Source organism: Undibacterium sp. GW821-FHT11H02 (genome assembly GCF_058808015.1).
On record NZ_JBXARG010000001.1, the window covers coordinates 56,072 to 69,219 of the forward strand.

At 46.2% G+C, this 13,148-nt stretch carries 12 protein-coding genes; 3 read left to right on the forward strand and 9 right to left on the reverse strand.

Annotated elements, in window-relative coordinates:
* Positions 1 to 374 precede the first annotated feature (374 nt).
* Both serB and mfd read right to left on the reverse strand, forming a co-directional pair.
* Positions 375 to 1,229 (reverse strand): phosphoserine phosphatase SerB, encoded by an 855-nt coding sequence (gene serB, locus AC1RR2_RS00225; protein WP_493220291.1) that lies wholly within the window; start codon positions 1,227 to 1,229, stop codon positions 375 to 377.
* Between the two features lie 29 nt (positions 1,230 to 1,258).
* Positions 1,259 to 4,678, reverse strand: coding sequence for a transcription-repair coupling factor (mfd, locus tag AC1RR2_RS00230; protein ID WP_493220292.1), 3,420 nt, complete (start codon positions 4,676 to 4,678; stop codon positions 1,259 to 1,261).
* Positions 4,679 to 4,807: 129 nt separating this feature from the next.
* On the opposite strand from mfd, the gene ispD reads away from it, so the two are divergent.
* From ispD to AC1RR2_RS00245, 3 genes are all read left to right on the forward strand, one after another.
* Positions 4,808 to 5,545 (forward strand): 2-C-methyl-D-erythritol 4-phosphate cytidylyltransferase, encoded by a 738-nt coding sequence (gene ispD, locus AC1RR2_RS00235; RefSeq protein WP_493220293.1) that lies wholly within the window; start codon positions 4,808 to 4,810, stop codon positions 5,543 to 5,545.
* A gap of 5 nt (positions 5,546 to 5,550) precedes the next feature.
* A complete protein-coding gene (gene ispF / locus AC1RR2_RS00240; protein WP_493220294.1) occupies positions 5,551 to 6,075 on the forward strand; it encodes a 2-C-methyl-D-erythritol 2,4-cyclodiphosphate synthase in 525 nt (174 codons plus the stop codon).
* Between the two features lie 69 nt (positions 6,076 to 6,144).
* Positions 6,145 to 6,417: a DUF4404 family protein gene (locus AC1RR2_RS00245; protein ID WP_493220295.1), complete on the forward strand. Its 273-nt coding sequence runs from the start codon at positions 6,145 to 6,147 to the stop codon at positions 6,415 to 6,417.
* 74 nt (positions 6,418 to 6,491) lie between these two features.
* Here the strand turns inward: AC1RR2_RS00245 and AC1RR2_RS00250 are convergent, their stop codons facing one another.
* The 7 genes from AC1RR2_RS00250 to AC1RR2_RS00280 all read right to left on the reverse strand — a co-directional run bounded on the left by AC1RR2_RS00250 (position 6,492) and on the right by AC1RR2_RS00280 (position 12,945).
* Complete coding sequence (locus tag AC1RR2_RS00250; protein WP_493220296.1) at positions 6,492 to 7,265, reverse strand: peptidylprolyl isomerase; 774 nt, start codon at positions 7,263 to 7,265, stop codon at positions 6,492 to 6,494.
* Between the two features lie 54 nt (positions 7,266 to 7,319).
* Entirely contained in the window at positions 7,320 to 7,604 is a 285-nt protein-coding gene (locus AC1RR2_RS00255) for a BolA family protein (protein ID WP_493220297.1), read from the reverse strand.
* Entirely contained in the window at positions 7,601 to 8,221 is a 621-nt protein-coding gene (locus AC1RR2_RS00260; protein ID WP_493220298.1) for a septation protein A, read from the reverse strand. Before AC1RR2_RS00260 ends, AC1RR2_RS00255 begins: the two co-directional genes overlap by 4 nt.
* A gap of 15 nt (positions 8,222 to 8,236) precedes the next feature.
* The gene (gene msrB / locus AC1RR2_RS00265; RefSeq protein WP_493220680.1) at positions 8,237 to 8,632 is read right to left on the reverse strand and encodes a peptide-methionine (R)-S-oxide reductase MsrB; all 396 of its coding nucleotides are present in this window, start codon (positions 8,630 to 8,632) and stop codon (positions 8,237 to 8,239) included.
* 46 nt (positions 8,633 to 8,678) lie between these two features.
* The gene (locus AC1RR2_RS00270; protein ID WP_493220299.1) at positions 8,679 to 10,166 is read right to left on the reverse strand and encodes a protein adenylyltransferase SelO; all 1,488 of its coding nucleotides are present in this window, start codon (positions 10,164 to 10,166) and stop codon (positions 8,679 to 8,681) included.
* Positions 10,167 to 10,380: 214 nt separating this feature from the next.
* Positions 10,381 to 12,210, reverse strand: a complete 1,830-nt coding sequence (locus AC1RR2_RS00275) for a chemotaxis protein CheA (protein WP_493220300.1) — start codon at positions 12,208 to 12,210, stop codon at positions 10,381 to 10,383.
* Positions 12,211 to 12,945: a protein phosphatase CheZ gene (locus tag AC1RR2_RS00280; RefSeq protein ID WP_493220301.1), complete on the reverse strand. Its 735-nt coding sequence runs from the start codon at positions 12,943 to 12,945 to the stop codon at positions 12,211 to 12,213. It abuts the gene before it with no gap.
* Positions 12,946 to 13,148 lie beyond the last annotated feature (203 nt).

The following is a 13,148-nucleotide window of genomic DNA, read 5'->3' on the forward strand; positions in this document are numbered from 1 at the left end:
GGCTGCGGCACGCACATTTGCTGCCATGCCTATTATTTATTTGGAAATTGATCCCTCGTTTCGTAGGGAGGGTGAAACCCCATAAGCGCTAAGCAAAATCGAAAAGAAAAAATAAGACCAAAACTAAAACCTCTCAACACAGAGACATCGAGAAAGATAAGAGATAGTTAAAATTCTCCAAATTCACTCAGAAAAATTTCTCTCTGTGTATTCTCTAAACCTCTGGTGCGCAGCATGCTGCTTACCTGTGGTTCGTAGTTTTGGGTATTTTGTTAGCGCCTATGGGGTGAATCCTGAGCTGCAAATGTGTCGGCCTAGCGCATACTATGTACTGGCGGCGCCGTTTGCGTCCGCCCTCTGTTTTCACTAGTCACCTAGGCCGTCAAAATATTCAAAACCCCATCCAAGCCTACAAAATTCAAAGCAACATTGGCTTGCGCACGCACCACTGGCTTCGCGCGGAAAGCCACCGACATTCCAGCAATACCCATCATCTTCAAATCATTCGCGCCGTCACCCATGACGATCGCTTGCTGCGGGCTGACACCGAGTTCCGCACAAATTTTTTCGACTGTGCGTTTCTTTTCATCGGCATCGACGATGGTGCCTATGACTTTGCCAGTCAATTTATCGTCGACGACTTCGAGTACGTTGGCATGTGTGTAGTCGAGATTGAGACGTGACTTCATTCTGTCGGTGAAGAAGGTAAAGCCACCTGATACCAATAAGGTTTTCAAGCCGGCTTGTTGAACATGCTTGAGCATGTTTTCTGCGCCCATGGATAATTGCAGGCGTCGATCATAGACTCTTTGGAGCGCAGATGCTTCTAATCCTTTGAGCAGGCCAACACGACGGACTAAGCTTTCTTGAAACTCGATTTCACCACGCATCGCAGCTTCAGTGATTTCCGCGACTTGCGGTTTGAGACCCTGCATGTCGGCGATTTCGTCTATGCATTCTATGGTGATTAAGGTGGAATCCATATCCATTGCGACCAACTTAAACTCGCTGAGTTGGCGCGATGCTCCGTGATACACGTCGAGCTGCGCGACTGAGCATTGTTCCTGAATCGCTTGCAGGATTTTAGCGTCACATTGCACGTTTTCCAGACGGACGGCCTTAGCATTAATCGGCACGATTTTTTCTGCACCCGACATCTGTGCGATGCTTTGGATAGTTGCTGCTTGCTGAGTTAAAACGGCATATAAGCCTTGTATGATCAGATTCATGTTTTGCATAGTAATGTAGTGACGGACGACTAGTGTAGTGCCTTCATCGTGCTCTTAATCTGGGCAACGCGTGCGGCCAGGTCGGGCATGTTGGCGCTGATACGCAATTTATCTTGTCCGTTCAGTTTGATGTGTTTGTTTTTTTGAACCAATTCGATAATACGCATGGCATCGATCGGCGGTTGTGGTTCAAATTGCAGTGTCGCAGCTTCACTGTGCGCATCAATTTTGATAATGCCTAGCGGCTTAGCGGCAACCCGCAGTCGGTGTGTTTCTAAGAGCGATTTGACCGGTTCTGGCAATTTACCAAAGCGATCTATCATTTCTTCTTGTAAGTCATCAATGGCATCAAGCTTGTTGCAATTTGCCAGGCGTTTATAGATCGATAAACGTTCGTGTACATCACCACAAAAATCGCTGGGTAAGAGAGCAGGGATGTGTAAATTAATTTCAGTGGTAGTGGAAAGTGGTGCTGCGAGATCGGGTTCTTTGCCGTTCTTCAAACTGCGCACGGCCTCGCTTAGCATATCCGAATACATCTGAAAACCAATCTCGTGCATTTCACCGGATTGATTGTCACCAAGCACTTCGCCCGCACCTCGAATTTCTAAATCATGCATAGCAAGGTAGAAGCCGCTGCCAAGTTCTTCCATTTGCTGAATTGCTTCTAGACGGCGATTCGCTTGCTTTGTAAGGCCCTGTACATCGTGTACCAATAAGTAAGCGTAAGCTTGATGATGCGAGCGACCGACGCGACCACGCAATTGATGCAGCTGCGCTAAACCGAATTTATCGGCTCGGTGCATGATGATGGTGTTCGCACTTGGGACGTCAATACCCGTTTCGATAATCGTGGTGCACAGCAAAATGTTATAGCGTTGTGCAACGAAATCGCGCATGACTTTTTCTAAGTCGCGTTCATTCATTTGACCATGACCTACGGCGATGCGCGCTTCTGGTAACAAGGCTTCCAGCATGGCTTTGCGGTTTTCTATTGTCTCTACTTCATTGTGCAAGAAGTAAACTTGACCACCGCGTTTGAGTTCACGTAAACAAGCTTCGCGAATGACCGAATCGCCTTCACTGCGCACAAAGGTTTTGATCGCCAGACGTTTTTGCGGCGCTGTAGCGATGATAGAAAAATCGCGCAAACCCTCTAACGCCATACCCAAGGTACGTGGGATCGGCGTTGCGGTTAAGGTCAGTACATCAACCTCTGCACGTAGCGCTTTCAGAGTTTCTTTTTGACGCACACCGAAGCGATGCTCTTCGTCGATAATCACCAAACCGAGGCGCGAGAACTTCACGTCATCGGATAAAAGTTTATGCGTGCCGATCACGATATCGACCGTGCCATCGCCCATGCCTTTGATGGCTTGCGCGATTTCTTTGCCGCTTCTGAAGCGCGACAATTCGGCAATTTTAACAGGCCAATTCGCGAAACGATCGGTGAAGGTCTGCGCATGTTGTTCCGCCAATAGCGTAGTCGGTGCTAGGATCGCGACTTGTTTTCCGCCCATGACAGCGACGAAAGCAGCACGCAAGGCGACTTCAGTTTTACCGAAACCGACATCACCGCAAATCAATCTGTCCATCGGTTTACCTGAGGTCATATCACCAATCACTGCCGTAATTGCAGCGGCTTGATCAGGCGTTTCATCAAAGCCAAAACTATCAGCAAAGGCAGCATAATCGTGCGCAGAATATTCAAAAGCATGACCCTGACGCAAAGCGCGGCGTGCGTATAGATTGAGTAATTCAGCGGCCGTATCGCGGATCTGTTGCGCTGCTTTACGTTTGGCTTTCTCCCATTGACCTGAGCCTAGCGCATGTAACGGTGCATCATCTGGCGAGGCGCCAGAATAGCGCGAAATCACGTGCAGCTGCGATACCGGTACGTAGAGCTTGGTGTCTTTTGCATATTCTAGATGCAGGAATTCGGTTTCGCCTTCACCCAAATCCATGCTGATGAGGCCCATGTAGCGACCGATGCCGTGATTGCTGTGCACGACGGGATCACCAATTTTTAATTCAGACAAATCGCGCACCATGTGCTCGACTTGCGTTACGGCTTCTTGTTTCTTGCGGCCTATGCGTTTGCCTGAGCCCGCATACAACTCCGTTTCAGTGATAAAGGCGATGTCATGCGCCTGAAAACCTGCGTGTAAAGGTGCGACACCTAAAACAAGTTTTGGAGAGCTGGTAATGAAATCTGTGTAATCTTCACAGATACTCATTTCCAAATTGAAATCACGGAAATACTGTTGCAGAGTTTCGCGTCGACCGGCTGTTTCGGCGCAGATGAAAACGCGCTTATCGGTTTGCAATAAATAGGAACGTAAATTCGTCAGCGGATCATCGGCTCGACGATTGACGGCAATGTCGGGTAGAAAGCTAGAGACTTCAGATGCTGCGCCACCGTTTTGTATGATCCAGCGCGATTCAGATTTCAGCGTCGCAAAAAAATCTTCATCACGTAAAAAAATGGTTTCTGGCGGCAGGACAGGGCGTTCTCTGTCAGATTTTAAAAACTGATAGCGCGAGCGAGTGTCAGTCCAAAAGCGCTGTATCGCTTCTTCAATATCGCCAATTAAAACATAATGTGTGTTTTGCGGCAGGTAATCGAAAAGTGTCGCGGTCGACTCGAAAAACAAAGGTAAATAATATTCAATACCTGCCGATGCAATCCCATTGCCAATATCTTTATAGACGGTGGAACGCGAAGGATCGCCTTCAAATTGTTCACGCCAACGATTCCGAAATGCACTGCGACCTGCTTCATCCATAGGGAATTCACGACCTGGCAGTAAGCGAACTTCTTTCACCGGATACAATGAGCGCTGAGTATCTGCATCGAAAGTGCGTATGGTTTCTATACTGTCGCCGAATAGATCGAGTCGATAGGGCAGCACTGAGCCCATAGGGAATAAATCAATCAAGCCTCCACGCACAGAATACTCACCCGGCGACATGACTTGCGAGACATGGGTGTAACCAGCGAGCGTCAATTGCGTTTTGAGTTTGGCCTCGTTGAGAGTTTCACCGACTTTGAAAAAGAAAGTGTAAGCCGCTAAAAAAGACGGCGGCGCCATGCGCACTAAGGCCGTGGTAGCAGGAACGATTAAAACATCACAATTGCCGCTATTAATTTCATACAGGGTCGCTAAACGCTCGGATACCAGATCCTGATGCGGTGAAAAAGCGTCATATGGCAGCGTTTCCCAGTCTGGTAGTAAATGGCAGCGCAGGTCAGGCGCGAACCATGGCAATTCGCTGAGCAAACGTTGCGCATCAGCCGGACTAGCAACAAAGATGGTCAAGAATCTTTGTTCAGTTTTTAAGGCTGCGGCAGCTTTTGCTATGGCATAGGCATCGGCTGAGCCGTGGGTGGACGGCAACACGAATCGGTGCCCCGCTTTGGGTAGCGCTTTGATGAAATCGAAAGACATTAGATGTAAAGCAAGGAGTTCTGCAAATTCATGCTAAACAGTCTGGAAAAAGCCCAGCGGCAAGAATTGGCGGTTAAAATGAAGCTGAATTATAAACGATGCACAAGCCTAGCTATTTATATCCTTGAAATGACCCAACAATCTTCCCACCTATCCGATTTGCCCCAGTCTATGCAAGAGGAAAGTGTAAATGCTGTAAAGCCAAGTTATATTGCATTGATTCCCGCAGCCGGGGTTGGCGCTCGTATGGCTGCCAATGTACCTAAGCAATATTTAGATTTGGCAGGGAAAAGCGTTTTGCAAAGAACGGTCGATTGTTTTCTCAATTGCCCGCAAATTGATCATATCTTTGTGGTGGTCAGCGCAGAAGATGCGTTCATTGACGAAGCATTGGCTGAACATGAAAGGTTGACAATACTTAATTGTGGTGGCTCCACTCGCCGCGATACCGTACAAAATGGTTTAGAAGTGATACGTAAGTTTAGTCATTATCAAGACAGTGACCAAATTCTGGTGCATGATGCCGCTCGCCCTGGCTTGACTCCCGACTTGGTGAGTAAGTTGATTGAGTCAGTTGGAGACGATGTGAATGGTGGCTTGTTGGCATTGCCGGTGGTCGACACAGTGAAACGCAGTGTTGCAGGTCAGGTGGAAACGATAGATAGAACAAATTTATGGCTGGCACAGACGCCGCAAATGTTTAGCCTGGGTCTGTTGTCGCGTGCGTTGGAATTGGCGATAGAGGTGACCGATGAAGCCAGTGCGATTGAAACGATAGGATATAGACCTAAACTAATCGAAGGTGCTATGCGTAATCGCAAGCTGACAGTGCCCGAGGATTTAGAATTTTTGAAATTATTTTTTTAAGAGTTATGAGTACAAGTGAAAAGAATCAGGTTGTAAGTTTGTCTTTACCTTTACCATTCCGAATCGGTCAGGGCTACGATTGCCATGCTTTGGTCGAAGGACGCAAATTGATTATTGGTGGTGTCGATATTCCCCATAAAACAGGCTTATTAGGACATTCCGACGCGGATGTTTTATTACATGCCATCACCGATGCGCTGCTGGGTGCAGCCGCGCTTGGCGATATCGGTAAATTGTTCCCTGATACTGACGCCAAATTTGCCGGTGCGGATTCTCGTGTATTGCTAAGAGAGGCGCTAGCACGTGTTCATACTAGCGGTTATGTTTTGGGAAATCTCGATGCGACTATCATTGCCCAGCAACCGAAAATGGCACCGCATATATCGAAAATGATTGAACATATCGCGGATGATCTGCAAGTCTCGAAAGCGCAAGTCAACATTAAAGCAAAAACTAATGAAAAGCTAGGCTATTTGGGACGGGAGGAGGGCATCGCAGCCGAAGCGGTAGTCTTACTTTTTAAGGCTTAGTGCTACACTAAATCCAAGGACGTAAAAAAATATTGCAGTAAACATGAAGTAGGAACCAAGGAGATAAATATGAAGCGCGATATGTTAAAAGGCTTACTTAAACAATTGCAAGATGGCTTGCATAGCACAGAGCAAGTCGATGCAGAGATGAAGGGCTTACTGCAAAATTTGCACCAAGACATAGAAACTGTCTTAGCTAAAGATGAGAATCCGGATGATCCTTTGTATGCTGCATTAAGTGACCGTTCAAGGGCGATTTATGCACAGTTTGCTGCTAAACACCCAAAACTGGAACCAGCATTGCGTGAACTTGGCAGTATGTTAGAAAAAATGGGTGTCTAAAATATTCTTCCACTTGCAAACAAAAAAGACGCTCGAAGGCGTCTTTTTTTGTATTGCAAGCAGGTGATCTTAGATTACTTAATTACAGCAGCTTTGATCAGAGATTGTTGGTAGGCCTGAACTTTTTCTTGTATCAAGCTTTCACCAATCTGTTGTTTCACTTCATCTAAAGTAGGCAGTTTCAGAGGGCGTACATCATCCAATTTGATGACATGGAAACCAACTTCTGTTTTTACCGGAGTTTCTGTGAATTGGCCTTTTTTCAAAGATGCCAAAGCAGTCGCAAATGCGGGTGGTACGTTGGCTTGAGAAACCCAATCCAAATCGCCGCCTTTACCCGCAGAACCAGTATCCTTCGATTGCTTCGCCAATTCGTCAAACTTAGCGCCAGCTTTTAATTTCGAGATTATGGCTTTGGCGTCATCTTCTTTTTCTACCAAGATGTGGAAAGGATGGTATTCATTGTCGCCATTTTGTGCTTTCCATTTGTCGTAAGCTGCTTTGATGTCAGCTTCTGAAATTGGATTTTTTTCTACGTGGGCACGCATCAATGATTGAATTAGAATTTGCTGACGAGCCATTTCAATCTGAATTTTTACATCTTCATTTTTTGAGAAGCCTGCTTTTTCTGCTGCTTGCAACATAACTTCTGTACCAACCAAACGGTCTTTAATCATTGCGCGCAGTTGTGGCGTGTCTTTTTGACCTTGTGCCAATGCTTGCTTTACAAATGGGTCTGCTTTTGAAGCAGGGATTGCTTTTCCATTGACCGTTGCCAAATTCTGCGCCATCGCAGGGAATGCGGTTACAAGAAGTACAACCAGCAAATGAGCGGGTTTAAAAGTCATTATCTATTCCTAAAATAACAAAGTAAATAAAACAAAAAACGGTTAATAAAATGTTTAATGGGATGCTTCAGAAGGACTTAAAGCGTGGATCACAAGTGCATGTATCTCCGTGTGCATTAAATCGCCAACGGCATCATACACTAGACGGTGGCGGGAAATGCGATTTAAACCTGCAAATTTTTCGCTAATAATTGTAACAGTGAAGTGTCCTGCACCACTGGCCGCACCTGCATGTCCTTTGTGCGCTGCAGAATCATCACTTAACTCGCAGGAAAGTGGCTGCAAGGCAAGTTCTAGTTTGTTTTTGATAGTTTGTATTCTGGTCGTTGATTGGCTCATTTTGGCTCCTCGACATACTTCATCAGGAAAAAGGTTTGACCGATGACAAAAACTGGTAAAGCAAAAAAGGAATAAAACTTGTAGCTCACCCAGGTACTTTGAGAAAAGCTCAATGCAACATAAAGATTTGCTGCTCCCATAAGCAGAAAGTAGCCAATCCAAACCATATTAAGTTTATTCCAAGCTATTTCGGGCATAACGATCTCGGTTCCCATCATGGACTTGAGGAAATTTTTCTTCATTACATAGTGACTAAAAGCAAAGCCAGCAGCGAACAACCAGTAAATAATGGTTAATTTTATTTTAACAAACGTATCATTTTGAAAGTAAATCGTCAGGCCGCCAAAGATACTCACGATGAAAAAAGAAACCCAAAGCATGAGGTCAATTTTTTTTCTACGTAAAAACAAGTAAAGAATTTGCAATACTGAGGCTATCACCGCAATCGCCGTCGCAATCAAAATCGGCGCCATTTGTTGCGTTACGATATTGCCAGAGGTTAATCCAGATAAAAATTGGTTTGCAAGTTGATGTGAGGTTTCAGGGTATTTTTCTGCGCGATTGTAGCTCAGGAAAAAAAGTAAAACAGGGAACAGGTCAAACAGTAGCTTCATCATAAATTCGAAATTGTTTTATGTTGGTTTAAATTTTAATGACGCGGAATTAATGCAATAACGCAGGCGAGTCGGCGGTGGACCATCTGGGAATACATGCCCTAAGTGAGCGTCGCAGATATTACACACAATTTCGATGCGCGTCATGCCATGTGAGTGATCTGGAATTTCTCTGACATGTTCAGGATTGAGTGCTTTGAAGTAACTAGGCCAACCGCAGCCAGAGTCAAACTTCGCATCGGATTCAAATAAGGGCGTGTCGCAGCATACGCAGGTATAAGTTCCAACTTCATGATGATCCCAAAATTTTCCGCTAAAAGCGCGCTCGGTGGCGGCATGTCGGGTCACTTCGTATTCCATGTCGGAAAGCTGGTTGCGCCATTCGCTGTCAGTTTTTTTTACTTTGTTCATGATGACTCCAGTTCAGTTCAAGCAGGTTTTACTTGCTTGTAATGATTTACTAAGAAGAGCAACTTACCGATATGGTGCTGGCCCAATCGGGGGGGAGTTGCGCGTAGGTTTCGTGTTCGATTTGTTCGTCGTAGGGTTTGTTCAGAATGGCGATCAATTTGTTAATTTCGCTAAAATCTTTTTGCTCTGCCCGATCTATGGCCTGCTGTGCCAAGTAGTTGCGTAGGATGTATTTAGGGTTAGCGCGGTTCATACTGGTTTGGCGTTCAGCATCCAGTGAATTTTCTAGCTGTAGTCGCTGGCGATAGGTCTGTAGCCAAACATCAAGCCGTTCCCGATTTATAAATAGGTCTCTTAGTAAATGATCGTTTTGCTTGTCTGCCATTTGTAGGCGGCCGAGTTGGCGAAAAGCTAAAGTAAAGTCTGTACCTGTTTCGGCCATAATATCCAGATAGTCAGTAAAAATAGTCTGATCTTCTGGCAGCGAGGTCGCTAAGCCGAACTTGCTATGCATGAGACGGTTATAGCTGTTTTCGTACTGTTCAACATAGCAAGATAGTGCTTCTTGCGTAGATTCTACGTCACCGATTAATGGTAGCAAGGCCTGCGCCAAAGCATGGCAATTCCATTGGCCTATGCGAGGCTGCATTTGGTAGGAATAACGTCCCTGATTGTCGCTGTGATTGCAAATGTGAGCAGGATCATAGCCGTCCATAAAGCCGAACGGCCCATAGTCTAAAGTCAGGCCTAATATCGACATATTGTCGGTATTTAATACGCCATGCATAAAACCAAGCGATTGCCATTGAGCTACCAGATCTGCCGTCTTAATGACAATGGCGCGCAATAATGCCTGATATGGATTGTCCGACTGTGCCAAATCTGGGTAGTAATGCTGAATGACGAAGTCAGCTAGCGATTTTAGCTGTTCAGGTTTGTCATTGTAATACCAGTGTTCAAATGAACCGAATCGAATAAAACTTGGGGCAGTTCGTGTGACGACGGCAGTCTTTTCTGCCATTTCGCGCATCGTATACTGGTCTGATCCCGTGATGCATAGTGCTCGTGAAGTGGGTACACCTAATCCCGCCATTGCTTCTGAACACAAAAATTCTCGGATCGACGAACGAAGCACGGCTCGTCCATCCCCCATGCGGGAGTAGGGCGTCATACCTGCGCCCTTTAATTGTATTTCGTGTAATTCACCACTTTGTTTCGATATCAGCTCACCGAGCAAAATCGCACGACCATCGCCCAATTGTCCTGCCCAGACGCCAAATTGGTGACCCGAATACACCGCTGCCAGTGGCGTGCTTCCAGCTTGAGTACGATTGCCGCTAAAGATTTCCACCATGTCTTGTGACTGCATTTGCTCTGCTGATAGATTGAATTCAGCTAACATGGGCGGGCTCGTTGCAATCAGATAGGGCGATTTTAAGGGTGTCGGTTGCAATTCAGTATAGAAAGCGTGACCTAGACTGGTGAAGCGCTTGTGAAACGCAAGGGGCGAAATCGGTGGGGTATCTGAATAGCTCATTATTGAAGGATAGTCGCCGCGATAGCGCGTGATAAGATCAAAACGCTATTTTGACAGAGAACCACTATTCATGTTGAGCCAGTATCTGACATAACTTAGGGGATATGCCAGATACTAGGGGCTGTTGACCTATATTTTTTTGTTTGAAACGCTTGAAAAAATATAGGTCAACAGTCCCTAGGCTTACTCTTTTTTTACTGGGATTTGCGAAAAATCAGGCGCTATGACGTTCGACCACTTTGCAACCATCCAATAAGAATGACAAACTGATTACCAAGACTAATTCACCTTCAGCGGAACGGGCCGTCCCTGTGATGCCTGGTGTTGAGATACAGGTCAAAGGTTTGATAACCAAGTCAGAGGTGCCATCCACGGAGTCAACTGAAATGATATAGGGATTGGGTGCAGCAATGACGATACCAACTCGCTCAGTACTCTTCTCATAGCCAAGAATCTGACCTAAAGATCGGATAGGAAGGGGTCTGCCTAAGTCTCGTAATACGGGCTGTCCACCAACGCTTTCAAAAGTCTCAGGTAATTCAACCACACGTTGAACCGTAGACATAGGTAATGCCAGAGAGGCACCCGCTGTTCTTACTAACATTGTCGGTACGATAGATAATTCGATAGGCAGGCGAATGATAAAGGTAGTGCCTTTTCCCAAGTGCGAATTAATGCGAATTGCTCCACGATGACGCTCCACCGCAGTCTTTACCACGTCCATGCCAACGCCACGACCTGAAACGCTAGATGCCACTTCTTTGGTTGAGAAACCAGGCAAGAAAACTAATTGGAAAGCTTCGTCATCTGTCCGCGCTTCGTGCGTACTAATCAAGCCTTTTGATATCGCCTTTTCGCGCAAGCGTGAAGCATCCATACCTTTGCCGTCATCGGTCACTTCTATCATGACGCTACTAGCTTCTTGCCACGCTTTGAGTAAAATCTTTGCTCGAGCTGGCTTTGTGGTTTGAGCACGTTCCTCAGCGGATTCGATGCCGTGATCTAAGGAGTTGCGCAACATATGCACGAGTGGATCATACAAGCTATCCACGACCACGCGATCGACTTCGGTTTCAGCACCGGAAATTTCCAGATCAACGTCTTTACCCAAATCTTTAGCAAGCTCACGAATCAAACGCGGAAATTTTTGGAACAAGCGACCAACCGGTTGCATGCGAGTTGCCAACGTCGCTCTTTGTAATTCTGTTGAATAGCGTGAGGCGCGATTCAGTGTTTCGGTGAGTGCTGACATCAACGGTGCCGCATCGCCATCAAACGAAAATTGACCTAATTTTTCTAATAATACGGCAGCTTGATTCGCCGCCTGAACGGATTCACCAGCAACTTCTAGCAGGACGTCGAGCTTAACAGCATCGATACGAATACTTTCTTCTTTGGCGGGCGCTGATTGCTTGATTTCATTACTGGCCAAGGAAGTTTTAACTGCTTCTTGTTCTTGTTTGACGACTGGATTAATTGCGGCTACTTCGGGCAAGGTGCCTGGAGGTGTCACTGCGCGATAGTAGGCTTCCCATGGCACTTCGCCATCGGGGGTGAAGGTGGCGGTATCAGCGCTAGTACTGGCAGTGGGGACGGTAGTTGCTGTGGTCGTTGCAACTGCAGCCGTTTTGTTATCTTTCTTTACTGGCGCAGAGCTGGCTTTGCCTTCGATCGCATCGTTCAAGAGCTGCTCTAAAGCAGCAGGCATGGTCGACAATTGTTCAGGACTGGTGCCATTTGATAAGGCACTGAGTTGGTCTGAAACAAAGCCACTAGCTTCTAACGCCGCCTCGATTGCGATCGGCGTCACGGGTGATTTGCCAGTGCGCAAAGCGTCAAATAAGTTTTCAGTCAGATGGCACGCCGATACCATAGCCGACAGGTTCATGAAACCTGCGCCACCCTTAATCGTATGAAAGGAACGGAATACGGCATTCAGCGTATTCATGTCCTCAGGATTACGTTGCAAGGAGAGCAGGTGTTCTTCGACGTTGATCGCCAGATCCAAGGCTTCAACGACAAACTCTTTGAGCATATCATCCATTTAGAAACCCAAGCTATCAAGTAGGTTGTCTACGTCGTCCTGCTCAAGCGCAGCATTAGGGACGGACGGCCCTTCCATTAATTCAATGGCTTTTTCTTTTAATTCTGTAGGCGCATTATCTAGCAAAATCTGGGCAAGCTCGTTTTCTACGGCCTGGGTGATAATCAGTACTTTTTTGATTAATTGGCCGGTCAAGTCTTGAAAATCCTGCGCCATCATAATATCTAACAAGCGCGCTTTTTCAGCGTCAGTTGAGGCGATCACTTTGTTCGCAAAAGTTTTGGAATCTGATGCTAAAACTTTAAAATCATCGACGCTTAGTTTCCCATCAAAAAGTGCAGTCCAGCGTTCTTCTATGCCTTTTGCATTTTTCGCCAGCGCATCTTGCTCAGGAATCCCTGCATCGGTGGCATTGAGCACTTTGTTGGCCGCTTGCTCGGTTAAGCTGGCTACATACTCAAGCCTTCCTTGCGCGTCAGCTATCTGCGAGGCTACATCGGAAAGTGAGCGATCATAGCCAAGCTCGCGCATGGAATCGTGCATCATGCGAACCAAGTTACCTAAGCGATCAAACATAGGTTTAGCTGGGTCAGTTCCGACTTGTAAATTCAATTTTGGTGGCGGAGCTTCAATGACTGGTGCCGCTGCAGGCGACGGAGCCGCTGATGCATTGGTGTCGCGTTGTGTCGCCATCTCCTCAAACAGTGCGTCTAGATCATCAGCTGAGTCTGTCATAATTCTTTATTCTCCATAGTCGCCAATATTGATTGCCAGATCAAAATTGAAATTTACTCCTTGTGAGCATAATTTCAAGATAAATCCGAGCATAAAGCCATGCTGTCGTAAGGGAATTGATTTTTGAGGAAGTTTACCGACAGCAACCAGACTTGCATGTTGTAAGGATAACCCCGAGCAACAAAATTTGTCATCACTTAATT